Source organism: Mycobacterium sp. NGS59 (assembly GCF_059812345.1).
The window spans coordinates 57,899-72,509 of record NZ_JCALCN010000002.1; the positions used below are offsets into that span (position 1 = coordinate 57,899).

Annotated in this window: 14 protein-coding genes; 7 read left to right on the top strand and 7 right to left on the bottom strand. The window is 65.9% G+C overall.

All coding sequences use genetic code 11. The annotated features are described in order from the left end of the window. Positions 1-567: a 3-hydroxy-9,10-secoandrosta-1,3,5(10)-triene-9,17-dione monooxygenase reductase subunit gene (hsaB, locus tag AC5Y46_RS02805; RefSeq protein ID WP_499943233.1), complete on the top strand. Its 567-nt coding sequence runs from the start codon at positions 1-3 to the stop codon at positions 565-567. 234 nt (positions 568-801) lie between these two features. Here the strand turns inward: hsaB and AC5Y46_RS02810 are convergent, their stop codons facing one another. Further along, entirely contained in the window at positions 802-1,263 is a 462-nt protein-coding gene (locus AC5Y46_RS02810; RefSeq protein WP_499943232.1) for a hypothetical protein, read from the bottom strand. Positions 1,264-1,371: 108 nt separating this feature from the next. Between AC5Y46_RS02810 and AC5Y46_RS02815 the strand changes: the two genes are divergently transcribed. Beyond that, a complete protein-coding gene (locus tag AC5Y46_RS02815; RefSeq protein WP_499943231.1) occupies positions 1,372-2,208 on the top strand; it encodes an arylamine N-acetyltransferase family protein in 837 nt (278 codons plus the stop codon). Here AC5Y46_RS02815 and AC5Y46_RS02820 read toward each other — a convergent pair. The 5 genes from AC5Y46_RS02820 to fadD3 are packed head-to-tail and all read right to left on the bottom strand — an operon-like array spanning position 2,173 to position 7,886. Further along, on the bottom strand, positions 2,173-3,339 hold the full coding sequence (locus tag AC5Y46_RS02820) for a pyridoxal phosphate-dependent aminotransferase (protein WP_499943230.1): 1,167 nt from the start codon (positions 3,337-3,339) through the stop codon (positions 2,173-2,175). The two genes, AC5Y46_RS02815 and AC5Y46_RS02820, sit on opposite strands and share 36 nt — an antisense overlap. Next, complete coding sequence (ipdE2, locus tag AC5Y46_RS02825; RefSeq protein ID WP_499943229.1) at positions 3,336-4,292, bottom strand: acyl-CoA dehydrogenase IpdE2; 957 nt, start codon at positions 4,290-4,292, stop codon at positions 3,336-3,338. Before ipdE2 ends, AC5Y46_RS02820 begins: the two co-directional genes overlap by 4 nt. Continuing rightward, a complete protein-coding gene (locus AC5Y46_RS02830; protein WP_499943228.1) occupies positions 4,289-5,224 on the bottom strand; it encodes an acyl-CoA dehydrogenase family protein in 936 nt (311 codons plus the stop codon). Before AC5Y46_RS02830 ends, ipdE2 begins: the two co-directional genes overlap by 4 nt. Then, positions 5,224-6,357, bottom strand: coding sequence for an acyl-CoA dehydrogenase family protein (locus tag AC5Y46_RS02835; RefSeq protein ID WP_499943227.1), 1,134 nt, complete (start codon positions 6,355-6,357; stop codon positions 5,224-5,226). Before AC5Y46_RS02835 ends, AC5Y46_RS02830 begins: the two co-directional genes overlap by 1 nt. Then, positions 6,357-7,886, bottom strand: coding sequence for a 3-((3aS,4S,7aS)-7a-methyl-1,5-dioxo-octahydro-1H-inden-4-yl)propanoate--CoA ligase FadD3 (gene fadD3 / locus AC5Y46_RS02840; RefSeq protein ID WP_499943226.1), 1,530 nt, complete (start codon positions 7,884-7,886; stop codon positions 6,357-6,359). Before fadD3 ends, AC5Y46_RS02835 begins: the two co-directional genes overlap by 1 nt. Positions 7,887-7,934: 48 nt before the next feature. Between fadD3 and ipdE1 the strand changes: the two genes are divergently transcribed. Then, on the top strand, positions 7,935-9,083 hold the full coding sequence (gene ipdE1 / locus AC5Y46_RS02845) for an acyl-CoA dehydrogenase IpdE1 (RefSeq protein ID WP_499943225.1): 1,149 nt from the start codon (positions 7,935-7,937) through the stop codon (positions 9,081-9,083). Beyond that, positions 9,080-9,868, top strand: coding sequence for a (5R,7aS)-5-hydroxy-7a-methyl-1-oxo-2,3,5,6,7,7a-hexahydro-1H-indene-carboxyl-CoA reductase (gene ipdF, locus AC5Y46_RS02850; RefSeq protein ID WP_499943224.1), 789 nt, complete (start codon positions 9,080-9,082; stop codon positions 9,866-9,868). The genes ipdE1 and ipdF overlap by 4 nt, the downstream gene beginning before the upstream one ends. 59 nt (positions 9,869-9,927) lie before the next feature. Here ipdF and AC5Y46_RS02855 read toward each other — a convergent pair whose 3' ends face one another. Further along, on the bottom strand, positions 9,928-11,631 hold the full coding sequence (locus tag AC5Y46_RS02855; RefSeq protein WP_499943417.1) for a PPE family protein: 1,704 nt from the start codon (positions 11,629-11,631) through the stop codon (positions 9,928-9,930). Between the two features lie 170 nt (positions 11,632-11,801). Between AC5Y46_RS02855 and kstR2 the strand changes: the two genes are divergently transcribed. The 3 genes from kstR2 to AC5Y46_RS02870 all read left to right on the top strand — a co-directional run bounded on the left by kstR2 (position 11,802) and on the right by AC5Y46_RS02870 (position 14,587). After that, positions 11,802-12,404, top strand: a complete 603-nt coding sequence (gene kstR2 / locus AC5Y46_RS02860; RefSeq protein ID WP_499943223.1) for a TetR family transcriptional regulator KstR2 — start codon at positions 11,802-11,804, stop codon at positions 12,402-12,404. 2 nt (positions 12,405-12,406) lie between these two features. Next, a complete protein-coding gene (gene fadA6 / locus AC5Y46_RS02865; RefSeq protein ID WP_499943222.1) occupies positions 12,407-13,567 on the top strand; it encodes a steroid 3-ketoacyl-CoA thiolase FadA6 in 1,161 nt (386 codons plus the stop codon). Positions 13,568-13,714: 147 nt separating this feature from the next. Beyond that, positions 13,715-14,587: a DUF559 domain-containing protein gene (locus AC5Y46_RS02870; protein ID WP_499943221.1), complete on the top strand. Its 873-nt coding sequence runs from the start codon at positions 13,715-13,717 to the stop codon at positions 14,585-14,587. Positions 14,588-14,611: the final 24 nt, after the last annotated feature.

Here is a 14,611-nt window from a genome sequence, read left to right on the forward strand (position 1 = left end):
GTGGCTGCCCCGCCTCTCGATCCGCGCACGTTCCGCAGCGTGCTCGGTCAGTTCTGCACCGGGATCACCATCATCACCACCGTGCACGACGACGTGCCGATCGGTTTCGCGTGTCAGTCGTTCGCGGCGTTGTCGTTGGACCCACCGCTGGTGCTGTTCTGCCCGACCAAGGTGTCGCGGTCCTGGCAGGCGATCGAGGCGAGCGGGCGGTTCTGCGTCAACGTGCTTACCGAGAAACAGCAGCACGTCTCGGCGCGGTTCGGGTCCAAGGAACCCGACAAGTTCGCCGGGATCGATTGGCGGCCTTCCCAACTCGGTTCGCCGATCATCGAAGGCTCACTGGCCTACATCGACTGCACGGTGGCATCGGTGCACGAGGGTGGCGACCACTTCGTGGTGTTCGGTGCGGTCGACTCGCTGTCCGACTTGCCCAAGATCAAGCCGCGTCCGCTGCTGTTCTATCGCGGCGAATACACCGGCATCGAACCGGACAAGAACACCCCGGCTCAGTGGCGCGACGACCTGGAGGCGTTTCTCACCACCACCACCCAGGACACCTGGCTGTAAACGAATTCGACACGCAAAGTCGAAACACCGATTCGGTGTAAAGCAATTTGACTTTCAAGGCCGACAAGCCGCCCGCGTCGAAGACGGTGTCTCGCAGGCGCTCAATACAAGTACATCGAACCAGCTGGTGCCGCCGCCCGCCGGGGGGCGGTAGCCGGGCCGGAACACGGGGTAACGCTGCTGCGAAAGGAGTTGGAGGGAGTTTCGCAGCAGCGTTACGGGTTCGTGCCGGTCTCAGGTACGCGCTCCGCGGGAGTGGTCGTCGTCGCGGTAGTTCCCTGACTCGGTGCCCCGTCCCCCGTCGGTCACGGTGTCGGCGCCTTCCGCCCGGTCCGCGGAATCCACTTTGTCCGTCGGGTGCAGATCTTCGGCACGCTGCCATTGCTCGTCGAGCTTCTCGCGCGAGGTGGCTGCTTCGCTTTGATGCGCTGCGGCGCGGTCCTGCAACCGGGCCGCTTCGGCGGCTTTCGCCTCGGCCTCGGCCTGGGCGGCGCGTGCCCTGGCCGCGGTCTCGTCGGCCAGCGCCTCACGGCGTTCGACACGGGCCTGTTCGAGCTTGGCCTGCTCGCGTATCTCTTCGGCCTGTTGAATCCGCTTGCGGCGTTTGCTCCGGTTGGCGAGCATGGCCAGCGCGGCGATCACGGCGATGACCACCAGCGCGGCGATCACGATCCAGACGACGTTGTCGGTACTCATGATGAGCTCCATCGATTCTTCGGTTTGCGGCTGTGCGGTAGCCGTGTCTGTATCGAGTCCCCACATTCGACAGAGATAAAACAAGCGAGTCGGGTCAGAATGGCTGCTATGGCTCTGGATCTCAGCGCATACTTCGACCGCATCGGCTACCACGGGCCGGTAGAACCGACCCTGGATGTCCTGCAGGCACTGATAACGGCCCACTCTCGGACCATCCCCTTCGAGAACATCGACCCGATGTTGGGCGTGCCCGTCGACGACCTGAGCCCAGAGGGATTGGCCGACAAGCTGATTCACCGAAGGCGGGGCGGCTACTGCTACGAACAGAACGGGTTGATGGGTTATGTGCTGGCCGAACTCGGCTTCCAGGTGCGCCGGTTGGCCGGCCGGGTGGTCTGGTCGCTGTCGCCGCAAGCGCCGACACCGGCGGAGACGCACACGGTGCTCGCCGTGACGTTTCCGGGCAGTGCAGGTCCGTATCTGGTCGACGTCGGATTCGGCGGCCAGACACCGACGTCGCCGTTGCGCCTGCAGACCGGCGGCGTGCAGCAGACCGCCCACGAGCCGTATCGCCTGGAGGACCACGGCGACGGGCTGGTCCTGCAAGCCCAGATCCGCGGTGAGTGGCAAGCGCTCTATGAGTTCACCACGGTGACCCGCCCGCAGATCGACCTGACGGTGGGCAGTTGGTATGTCTCGACGCACCCGTCGTCGCACTTCGTCACCGACCTGATGGTGGCACTGGTCACCGAGGACGGGCGGATGAACCTGGCCGGACGCAACCTCGTCATCCACCGCGCCGACGGCAGCGAGAAGGTCGTACTGGACGACGCGGCCGCGGTGGTCGCCGCCCTCGACGAGCGGTTCGGGATCAACCTGGCCGATGTCGACCGCGCTGCGCTCGAAGCGCTACTGGCGAGGCAGCCACGCACCGATCCGGCGTAGCGCCTCTTCGATGTCACCCGTCGGCCCGGCGAACGACAGCCGGACATAGGAGTGGCCGCGCGCGGGGTCGAAGTCGATGCCCGGTGCAATGGCAACGCCGGTGTCGCGCAACAACTGCGAGCAGAACCCCAGCGAGTCGCTGGTGAAGTCGGAGACGTCGGCGTAGACGTAGAACGCGCCGTCGGTGGGCGCCAGTCGTTCGACGCCGATGCCGCGCAGCCCGTCCAGCAGCAACGCGCGGTTGACCGAATAGTGCTTCAGGTTGGCCTCGGCCTCGGCGGTCGATTCCGGGGTGAACGCTGACACCGCGGCAACCTGCGACAGCACCGGGGGGCAGATGGTGAAGTTGCCGGTCAGGCAGTCCACCGCGCGGCGCAACTCGGTGGGCACCACCAGCCAGCCCAGCCGCCAACCCGTCATCGCGTAGTACTTGGAGAAGCTGTTGACCAGCACCGCGTTTCGCGAGGTCTGCCAGGCGCAGCTGGTCGGCGGCGCTTGGTCGTAGACCAAGCCGTGGTAGACCTCGTCGCTGATCAGCCGCACACCGCTGTCGTCGCACCACTGCGCGATGGCCGCGAGTTCCTCCGGCGGGATGACGGTGCCGGTCGGGTTGGCCGGGCTGGCGACGATGACGCCCTGCACCGGCGGGTCGAGTTCGGCCAGCAGCTGCGCGGTGGGCTGGAACCTGGTCTCCGGGCCGCACGGGATCTCGACCACCTCACATCCCAACGCCGACAGGATGTTCCGGTAACAGGGGTAGCCGGGACTGGCCATCGCGACCCGGTCGCCCACGTCGAAGCACGCCAGAAATGCCAGCAGAAATCCCCCGGAGGACCCGGTGGTCACGACCACGGCATCGGGTTCGACGGAAATACCATGCTGGCGTTCATAGTTCGCGGCGATCGCGGCCCGCAGCTCCGGAATGCCCAGTGCCACGGTGTAACCGAGTTCGTTGAGATGCAGCGCCGAAGCGGCGGCGGCGCGCACCGGCTCCGGCGCACCGACGCTCGGCTGACCCGCGGACAGGTTCACCAGGTCGCCGTGGGTGCGTTGGCGTTCCGCGGCCGCCAGCCAGACATCCATCACATAGAACGGGGGGATGCCTGCGCGCAGTGCGACGTGACCGGTCACGGGGTCGGCAGCACCTCAGCTTCCAGCCGGCGCAGCACGTCTCGGGTGGAGTCGAGCAACTGCGCGCTGCCGTGGGCGCGCTTGAAGTACAGGTGCATGTCGTGTTCCCAGGTGATCGCGATGCCCCCGTGCAGCTGAATAGCCTCGGCTGCAACGACATTCAGCGCTTCGGTGGCGGCCAGTCGCGCAGTGGCGGCATTGACGGGTCCGGGTTGGTCGCACGCGTCGTCGACGACGGCCCGGGCCGCGGCAACTGCGACATACAGATCGGCCATCCGGTGCTTGAGCGCCTGGAAGCTGCCGATGGGGCGGCCGAACTGCACCCGGCTCTTGGCGTACTCGACGGTGAGGTCCAGGCAGCGTTCGGCGGCGCCGATCTGCTCGGCGGCCAACAGAATCGCCGCGAAGTCCGCCAGGCCGGGGTCGTCGCCCAACGGTTCGGTGTCTTCGGCGCGGACCCGCGCCAGCCGGCGGGTCAGGTCCATGGCGGCGACGGGCTCGGCGCTGAATCGGGTCCATCTGCTCAGCTGACCGTCGGTGGCAGCCACGACGACGTCGGCGATGTCGCCATTGATCACGTAGTCCGGGTCGAGCACCAGCGCTCCGATCGAGCTGCCTTCGGCCAGAGCCTCCAGCGCCGCGCCGTCGGGTTCGGGTGCGGCCAGCAACGCGAGTTCGGCGAGCGTGGTGCCCAGTAGGGGAGACGGGACCAAACCGCGGCCCAGCTCCCGCAAAACCGTTGCCGCGTCGGCCAGTTCACCACCGGCTCCGCCGAGCTCCTCGGGTACCACCAGCGCGGCCGCACCGACCTGCTCGCACAGCAGCCGCCACAGCGACTCGTCGTAGCCGCGTTCGGACTCGATCGCCGCACGCACGGCAGCGGGGCCGGCGTGCTTGGTCACCAGCGCGGCCACGCTGTCGCGCAGCATCTCCCGTTCTTCGGTGGACGTCATAGCGCCTCCAGTACTCGTCGCCGATGCTGCTCCGGTGTACCCCAGGCCGAACGCAGCGCCTGCACCCGCAGCAGCAGCAGCGACAGGTCGTGCTCCTGAGTGAAACCGATCGCCCCGTGCGTCTGCAACGCAGAACGTGCGGCCAGCAGACCCGCCTCGGCGGCCGCGGCTTTGGCCGCGCTCACATCCCGCGCGTCCAGTGTCAACGCCGCGCCGTACACCAGCGGCCGGGCCAGTTCGATCGCGATGTGCACGTCGGCCAGTTTGTGCTTGATCGCCTGGTATGAGCCGATGACCCTGCCGAACTGGGAGCGGTGCTTGGCGTAGTCGACGCTGCCGGTCAGCAGGGCTTCGGCCGCCCCGACGAGCTGTGCGGCGGTGGCCAGTGCGCCGAACTGGTAGGCGCGCGCGGTGTCGGCCTGCCAGGTGTCCCCGGTTGCCGTCACGTCGAAGAGCCGACGGCTGGGGTCGACGGACTCGTGACGCTCACCCGGGGTCGCTTCGCTGACACCTTCCGGACCGGCCAGCAATACCAGTCCGGCGACGTCGGCGTCCAACGCCCGGGGAATATCCGGTGGTAGCGCGAGGGTGGCGATCAGCTCGCCGGACGCCAGAGCACCGCTACGGTCGTCGTCAGCGAGCAGAACCGGTGCGACGGCGATGGATTCGGTGACCGGGCCGGGCACACACCAGCGACCGAGGCGCTCGAGGGCAACCACCAGATCGACCGGCGAGGCGTCGATGCCGTCGAACTTTTCCGACACCATCAGCGCCGTGACGCCGAGGTCGGCCAGTTGCTCCCACACCTTGCGACCGGGTGCGTTGTCTCCGGCGGCCCAGGCACGAACCGCGCCGGGCAGATCGGCGGCGCCCAGCGCCGCGTCGATACTGGCAGCGAAATCACGCTGCTGTTCGTCTAATGCGAAGTCCATTACCGCTTCTCCCGGGGCAGGCCGAGCAGTCGTTCGGAGATGATGTTGCGCTGAATCTCGTTGGTACCGGCGTAGATCGGTCCGCCCAGCGCGAACAGCAGGCCGTCGGTCCAGGGTCCGGCGAGCTCGCCGTCGGCGCCGCGGATATCCAGCGCGGTCTGGTGCAGTGCCACGTCCAGATCAGACCAGAACACCTTGGTGACCGAGGATTCCGCGCCGAGTTCACCGCCGCCGGCCAGCCGGGTGACGGTGCCGAAGGTCTGCAACCGGTAGGCCTGCGCCTTGATCCAGCCGTCGGCGACCCGGTCGGCGAACTCCGGCGGCGAACCGGCGTCCTTCCAGAGCTGCACCAGCCGCTCGGCGGCGGCCAGGAAACGAGCCGGGCTGCGCAGGGACATGCCGCGCTCGTTGCTTGAGGTGCTCATCGCCGCGCGCCACCCGTCGTTCGGGGCGCCGATCACGTCCTGGTCGGGAACGAAGACGTCGTCGAGGAAGATCTCGCCGAATCCGGTGTCACCGCCGAGCTGGACGATCGGGCGCACCGTGACACCCTTGGCTTTCAGGTCGAACATGAAGTAGGTCAAGCCTTGGTGGCGTTGGGATCCGGGGTCGGAGCGAAACAACCCGAAACCCATTTCGGCGAACGGCGCCCTCGAACTCCATATCTTCTGGCCGTTGAGCAGCCAGCCGCCGTCGGTCTGAGTCGCGGTGGAGCGCAGCGACGCCAGGTCGCTGCCGGACTCCGGTTCCGACCAGGCCTGGGCCCAGATCTGTTCACCGCTGGCCATTTTCGGCAGGATACGGTCCAGCTGCTCCTCGGTACCGTGCGAGAACAGGGTGGGGGCCAGCATCGAGGTGCCGTTGGCGCTGGCCCGACCGGGCGCCCCGGCCCGGAAGTATTCCTCCTCGTAGACCACCCAGTGCAGCAGCGGAGCATCCCGGCCGCCGTACTTCTCCGGCCAGGTGATCACCGACAGACCGGCGTCGAACAGGACCTTGTCCCAGTCACGGTGCTGGGCAAAGCCTTCGGCGTTGTCGTAGGACTTCGTCGGGATCGTGCCCCGGTTGGCTTCGAGGAACTCGCGCACCTCGGACTGGAAGGCCAACGTCTCTTCGTCGAAATGTAGATCCATCAAGCCAACTCTCGCAGTTGTGGTTTGACCACCTTGCCGCCGGGATTGCGCGGCAACGCGTCGACGAACCGCACCGAACGGGGTGCTTTGAAGTTCGCCAAATGCTCACGGGTGTAAGCGATTACCGATTCCTCGTCCAACTCGGCACCGGGCCGGGTGACGACGAACGCGCGGCCCACCTCGCCCAGCCGCTGGTCGGGGACTCCGATCACCGCGGCATCGGCGATTCCGTTCATCCGGGCCAGCACCTGCTCGATTTCGGCGGGGTAGACGTTGAAGCCGCCGCAGATGTACATGTCCTTGAGCCGGTCGGTGATCCGCAGGTTGCCTGCGGCGTCGACGGTGCCGATGTCGCCGGTGTGCAACCATCCGTCGGTGTCGATCGCGGCGGCGGTCGCCTGCGGGTCGTCGAGATAGCCCAACATGACGTTGGGTCCGCGCAGCAGCACCTCACCGTCATCCCCGATGCGCAGTTCGAAGTCGGCGAACGGGCGTCCGCAGGTGGTCGCGACCGTCACCGCGTCGTCCTCGGGCCGGCACGCCGTTCCCATCCCGTTGGCCTCGGTCAGGCCGTAGGCGGTCAGCACGATGTCGATGTCGAGTTCGGACTGCATGCGCTCCACCAAGACCACCGGCACGGTGGCCGCGCCGGTCACCGCGAACCGCAGCGAGCTCAGGTCGTAGTCGCCGCGGGCCGGGTGGTCGAGCAGGGTCTGATAGATGGTGGGCGGCCCGGGCAGCACGGTGATGCGGTGCTGCTCGATGGCCTGCAGCGTGCGCAGCGGATCGAAGGTCAGGTGCGGGATCAGCGTCGCGCCGGTCTGCAGGCAGGCCAGGATGCCGGCCTTGTAGCCGAAGTTGTGGAAGAACGGGTTGATGCACAGGTAGCGGTCGTCGCTGGTGATCTTGCCGTTGGCGGCCCAGGCCGCCGAGGCGGACAGCGACTGCCGGTGCGCGCACAGCACGCCTTTGCTGCGGCCGGTGGTGCCGGAGGTGAACAGGATGTCGCTGACGTCGTCGGGGGTGACCGCGGCGGCACGCTCGCGCACGGTCTGGGCGGCCGCGGGATCGTCGCCTCGGGCGATGAACTCGTCCCAGTTCCCGTCGCGTTCGTCGATGCCGATCCGCACGATGTGCCGCAGCGCGGGCAGGGCGGCGCGGTCCAGGTCCGCGGTCCGGTCGGCGCCCAGGAAGCGGCCCGCGGCGAACAGCACCGGCGCATCGGTGCGCGCGATGATGTCGGCGGCTTCGGCTGCGGTATAGCGCGTGTTCAGCGGCACCATGGCCGCGCCGACGTGGTGGATGGCCAGGCACGCGACCACCCAGTGCCAGGTGTTGGGCGACCAGATGGCGACCCGCTGTTGCGGTTCGACGCCGAGGCTGACCAGTGCGGCGGCGGCGCGGTGCACCTCGTCGCGCAGGGTGGTGGCGGTGAAGCTGCGCTCCTCGGTGATCAGGGCGGCGTGATCGGGGTGGCGGCGCGCGAATTGATCCAGCGCCGCGGGAACGGTGCGGGGATCGGTGGTCACGGGGATACTCCTAACAAAGCAAGTGCTTGGTAGGTTAGCCTACAGGTCATGCAGGACGTCGAAGAGTTCCGGGCAGAGGTCCGTCAGTGGCTCGCCGACAATCTGGTCGGCGACTTCGCAGCACTCAAGGGTCTGGGCGGGCCCGGACGCGAGCACGAAGCGTTCGAAGAACGCCGGGCCTGGAACCAGCACCTCGCCAGAGCCGGGCTGACCTGTCTGGGCTGGCCGGTTGAACACGGCGGACGCGGACTTTCCACCGCGCACCGGGTGGCCTTCTACGAGGAATACGCGCTGGCCGACGCCCCGGACAAGGTCAACCACTTCGGCGAGGAGCTACTCGGGCCGACGCTGATCGCTTACGGGACACCCGAGCAGCAGCAGCGTTTCCTGCCGCGCATCCTCGACGTCACCGAGCTGTGGTGCCAGGGATATTCCGAACCCGGCGCCGGCAGTGACCTCGCCAACGTCTCCACCACCGCCGAGCTGGACGGTGACGAGTGGGTGATCAATGGGCAGAAGGTGTGGACGTCGCTGGCACATTTGTCGCAGTGGTGTTTCGTCGTCGCGCGCACCGAGAAGGGTTCCAAGCGGCACGCCGGGCTGTCGTATCTGCTGGTGCCACTGGACCAACCCGGTGTCGAGGTGCGTCCGATCATCCAGATCACCGGCACCGCGGAGTTCAACGAGGTGTTCTTCGACGACGCCCGCACCGAAGCCTCGCTGGTGGTCGGCCAGCCCGGCGACGGTTGGCGGGTGGCGATGGGAACGCTGACCTTCGAGCGGGGTGTTTCCACGCTGGGGCAGCAGATCGTCTATGCCCGTGAGCTTTCCAACTTGGCCGACCTCGCCCGGCGCACCGGCGCGGCCGAAGACCCGGCCATTCGGGAACGGCTGACCCGGGCCTGGACCGGGTTGCGGGCGATGCGTTCGTATGCGTTGGCGACGATGGATGTCGAGCAGCCGGGCCAGGACAACGTGTCGAAGTTGTTGTGGGCCAACTGGCATCGCAGTCTGGGCGAGCTGGCGATGGATGTGCTGGGCAAGCCGGGACTGACGCTGACCGACGGCGATTTCGACGAATGGCAGCGGTTGTTCCTGTTCACCCGCGCCGACACCATCTACGGCGGGTCGAATGAGATCCAGCGCAACATCATCGCCGAGCGGGTGCTCGGCCTGCCTCGGGAGGTCAAGGGATGAGCTTGTCGGAAGCGCCGAAAGAGATTGCCGGACACGGTCTTCTGGACGGCAAGGTGGTGGTGGTGACGGCGGCGGCCGGCACCGGGATCGGTTCGTCCACCGCTCGTAGGGCCCTGGCCGAGGGTGCCGATGTGCTGGTGTCCGACCACCACGAACGACGGTTGGGTGAGACGGCTGCGGAGTTGGCGGCGCTCGGACAGGGCCGGGTGGAGAGCGTGGTATGCGACGTGACTTCCACCGCGCAGGTCGACGCGCTGATATCCACCGCCACAGCACGATTCGGCCGGTTGGACGTGCTGGTCAACAACGCGGGCCTGGGCGGTCAGACGCCGGTTGCTGACATGACCGACGAAGAGTGGGACCGCGTCCTGGACGTGTCGTTGACGTCGGTGTTCCGCGCCACCCGGGCCGCGCTGCGGTACTTCCGGGACGCCCCGCACGGCGGGGTGATCGTCAACAATGCCAGCGTCCTGGGCTGGCGGGCCCAGCACTCGCAGTCGCACTACGCCGCCGCCAAGGCCGGCGTGATGGCGTTGACGCGTTGCAGCGCAATCGAAGCCGCGGAATACGGAGTGCGGATCAACGCTGTGTCACCCAGCATCGCGCGGCACAAATTCCTGGACAAGACGTCGTCTTCGGAGTTGCTGGACCGGCTATCGGCCGGTGAGGCGTTCGGGCGGGCCGCCGAACCGTGGGAGGTGGCGGCCACCATCGCGTTCCTGGCCAGTGACTACGCCAGTTACCTGACCGGAGAAGTGATTTCGGTGTCCAGCCAGCACCCGTAGGGTTTTGATTGAGCGGCTGAAAGGCTGCTGGCCTAGGGGTAGGTGCGAAGTCGAATTTTTCAGGAAAGCGCGGATTGTAGGCTGAATAGTCCTGAAATCGCCGTGCCTACGTTGAATAAACCAGAATTCAATCCGCTAACTGTGACGGCAGGGGGGAAGGGCGGCAAGCTCTTCGGGACGCCAGTGTTGAAAAAGCCCGACATCATGCTGTTCAAACTGTTCGCGCCACCCACCGTATTTCCGAACCCTGAAACCCCGTACGCATTGGGACCGGACAGCGAATTATTGAAGCCGGAGACGAAGCCACCCGAGTTGTTGAAGCCAGAGCTGAATGTGCCGGGCACATCGGTGCTAGAGCCGATCGCAGTGTTGAAGTCTCCGGCATTCCAGAAACCCGTATTGGTGTTTCCCGAATTCCCGGAGAACGTGTTGTAGGTACCCGAGTTGTGCATGCCGGTATTCCACCCGCCAGAGTTTCCGAACCCGGTGTTTCCCGGCCCCGCATTCGCAAGGCCCGTGTTCAGGGCACCCGCATTGCCGAAGCCGAAGTTTCCGACGCCCGAATTCCCGAAGCCAATCGCCCCCGTTCCCGAGTTGCCCAAGCCCAGGCTATTGAGGCCGCCGGTAAGGGTGTTGGCGCCTGAACTGAAGAAGCCGATGTTGCCGTCGCCGGAGTTGAAGAACCCGATGTTGTTACTACCCGAGTTGCCGAAGCCGATGTTGTTGGTGCCGGAGTTCAGTCCGTCGAAGTGGAATTGACCCGACGCCAGGTCATAGTGAGCGCCGCCGACGCCGATCAGATTGTTTCCGGTGAGTCCGAATCCGATGTTGTTGTTCCCGGTGTTACCGGCACCTTGGTTTCCGTTACCGCTGTTCCCTAACCCAAAATTATTATTACCACTGTTGCCCAGGCCTACGTTGTTACTGCCCAGCGTGGGCTGGCTAAACAAGCCACCGCTGCTTCCTAAGCCCCCATTTCCGAAGCCGACGTTGCCGTAGCCGACATTCCCAGCGCCTCGGTTATCGCTGCCAATGTTGCCACTGCCGACATTGTCGTTGCCGAAGTTGCCGCTGCCGATGTTGCCTGAACCGAGGTTGCCGTTACCGAAGTTGCCAGGCCCGGTAAAGCTGTTGTTGCCGTTCCCGATATTGCCGCCGCCAAGGTTCCCGATACCAAAATTCGGGTCGCCCGGGGCGGCTGATCCGATTCCGCTGACGAATTGTCCGATACCGGGTAGGCCCCTTAATGTCTGCTGCCACGAGGACAATTGCGTTGCCGCTGCAGACGCCAAACCGTGATAGTTAACCAGGGCGGCCACATCTGCGGCCCAGAATTCTTCGTAGATATTTTCCGCTGCGGCGATCGCAGGTGCGTTCAGTCCGAAGAAGTTTGATCGGACCAGCTGCACGAATGCGTTGCGGTTTGCCGCGACGACCTCCGGGTGGATTGTCGCAGCCTTGGCCGCTTCGAATGCTCCGGCTATGGCCTGGGCTGAGCCGGCAGCGTTGACTGCTCGCTCAGATGCGGCTTGCAAGAACGCCGAGTATGGCGCTGCCGCCGCGGACATCGCCTTGGCAGCCGGACCTTGCCACGCCTGGCTGGCCAGGTTGGTGGTCACTGAGGAGAACGAGTCGGCCGCCGAAGCCAATTCCTCGGCGAGTCCGGACCAGGCGGCCGACGCCTGCAGCAACGGCGCCGAACCTGCACCCAGGAACATCCGCAGGGAATTGATCTCTGGTGGAAGAGCAAAAAAACTCACAATGAACCCCCGATGATCCCCGTCGCTCGTCTCCCCGCGAGCTCGAACTTCATCAAAGGATAAGATCCGATGCCGCCGTGATGTGCAGTTTTTGCAGAACTTCCTGGACGAGAAAGCCCAGCACGAAAACCCCCACCTTGGCCGAGCAAGCGCTTGGTTGATACCCTGATGCAGTGGACCGAGTGACCGGTCAGGCAAACAGCCGCCGAGACGAGTTGTTGGAACTCGCCGCGGTGATGTTCGCCGAGCGCGGGTTGCGCGCCACTACGGTACGTGACATCGCCGACGGCGCCGGCATCCTGTCGGGCAGCCTGTACCACCACTTCGCGTCCAAAGAGGAGATGGTCGACGAGTTGCTGCGCGGGTTCCTGGACTGGCTCTTCAGCCGTTACCGCGAGATCGTCGACAGTCAAACCAATCCGCTGGAACGGCTCAAGGGCCTGTTCATGACGTCGTTCGAGGCCATCGAGCACCGGCACGCGCAAGTCGTCATCTATCAGGATGAGGCGCAACGACTTTCGTCGCAGCCGCGGTTCTCCTACATCGAAGACCTGAACAAGCAGCAGCGGAAAATGTGGGTCGACGTCCTGCACCAGGGCATCGAGGAGGGCTACTTCCGGCCCGATCTGGACGTCGACCTGGTCTACCGCTTCATCCGAGACACCACGTGGGTGTCGGTGCGCTGGTATCAACCCGGCGGACCGCTCACCGCGCACGAGGTCGGTCAGAAATACCTCGCCATCGTGCTGGGCGGGATCGCAAAAGAAGGAGTCTGAAAATGCCGGAAGCGTACGTCATCGACGCTGTGCGGACCGCGGTTGGCAAGCGCGGCGGCGCGCTGGCCGGGGTACACCCCGTCGACCTGGGCGCGCTGGGCTGGCGCGGGTTGTTCGACCGCAACGACGTCGATCCGGGTGCGGTCGACGACGTGATCGCGGGTTGTGTCGACGCCATCGGCGGCCAAGCCGGCAACATCGCCCGGCTGTCGTGGTTGGCTGCCGGCTACCCCGAAGAGGTGCCCGGCGTCACCGTCGACCGGCAGTGCGGCTCCAGCCAACAAGCGGTTTCGTTTGGCGCACAGGCGATCTTGTCGGGAACCGCCGACCTGATTGTGGCCGGCGGCATGCAGAACATGAGTCAGATTCCGATCTCGTCGGCGATGACCGTCGGCGAGCAGTTCGGCTTCACCTCGCCGACCAGCGAATCCAAGCAGTGGCTCCACCGCTACGGCGACCAGGAGATCTCGCAGTTCCGCGGCTCGGAGCTGATCGCCGAGAAGTGGAACCTGTCGCGCGAAGAGATGGAACGCTACTCGCTGACCAGCCATGAGCGCGCCTTCGCCGCCATCCGCGGCGGCAACTTCGACAACGAAATCCTCACCGTGGAAACCGAAACCGGGCCGTTCCGGGTCGATGAGGGGCCGCGCGAATCGTCCCTGGAGAAGATGGCCGGCCTCAAGCCCCTGGTCGAAGGTGGCCGGTTGACGGCGGCGATGGCCAGCCAGATCTCCGACGGAGCGTCGGCGGTGTTGCTGGCCTCCGAGCAGGCGGTCAAGGATCACGGACTGACCCCCCGGGCCCGCATCCATCACATCAGTGCCCGGGCCGCCGACCCGGTGTTCATGCTGACCGGTCCCATTCCGGCCACCCGCTACGCGCTGGAGAAGACCGGCCTGTCCATTGACGACATCGACACCGTGGAGATCAACGAGGCATTCGCACCGGTAGTTCTGGCCTGGCTCAAGGAGATCAAGGCCGACCCGGAGAAGGTCAACCCGTCCGGCGGCGCTATCGCGCTCGGGCATCCGCTGGGCGCCACCGGAGCCAAACTGTTCACCACGATGCTGAACACGTTGGAGCGCACCGGGGGTCGCTATGGTCTGCAGACCATGTGCGAGGGTGGCGGCACCGCCAACGTCACCATCATCGAACGGCTCTGACCCCTCACCGCCGAGCGTGAATCTCCCGACGTCCACGCGGCGTGTCGGGTCGTAAACTTCACACTCGGGCGGGCCCCGCCGGGCGGCGGTTTAGGGGCTGTGGATCAGTGGTGACGAGCCGCCGCACATTGTTGGCAGCATGCCCGCATGGACTGGCCGTTTCTTGGCGCCGAAGCACTGGCCTGCGGGGTGATTCCAGAGCGGGCAATGCGACTGCTCTACGAACCCGTCTATCCCGGGGTGTACAGCCCGGCGGGTATCGAACTGACGGCGGTTCAGCGTGCCGAGGCGGCTTGGCTATGGTCGCGCCGGCGTGCGGTCGTTGCCGGCAACTCGGCGGCGGCACTGCTCGGTACGAAGTGGGTCAGCTCGAAGCTTGATGCGGAATTGGTCCACGACAACCGAAAACCACCGGCCCGCATCACTGTTCATTCGGACAGGTTGGCGCTCCACGAGACGATGACCAGGGCGGGGATTCCGGTGACCAGCCCGGCGCGCACCGCCTTCGATATCGGACGACGAACCACCGTCCGGTTACACGCCGTCCAGCGACTCGACGCGTTGGCGAACGCGACCGACGTCAAGATCGCCGACATCGAAGCCGTGATCTCCGAACATCGCGGTGTGCGCGGGCTGACCAGGCTGCGACGGGTGTTGCCGCTTGTCGACGGGGGTGCGGAATCGCCCCAGGAGACGCGGCTCCGATTGGTGTTAATCGATGCGGGCCTGCCGAAACCGCAGACGCAGATCAGGGTTTACGACGAATACGGGGATTTCGTCGCCCGCGTCGATATGGGCTATCGGGAGTTTCGGGTCGCCGTTGAATACGACGGGCCGCAACACTGGACGGAGCCCGACCAGCAGGCCCGCGATATCGAGCGGCAAGTCGCGTTGACGGAGCTCGGGTGGACAGTCATCAGGGTCAGTCGTGATCTCCTGCGTTACCGGCAGGGCACCATCATCTCCCGCGTCTACCGGGCGATGCACGCCGCCGGATGGCAGGCATCACAACGAGTGTGAACGGCGCGACACCGAATCGGCGTG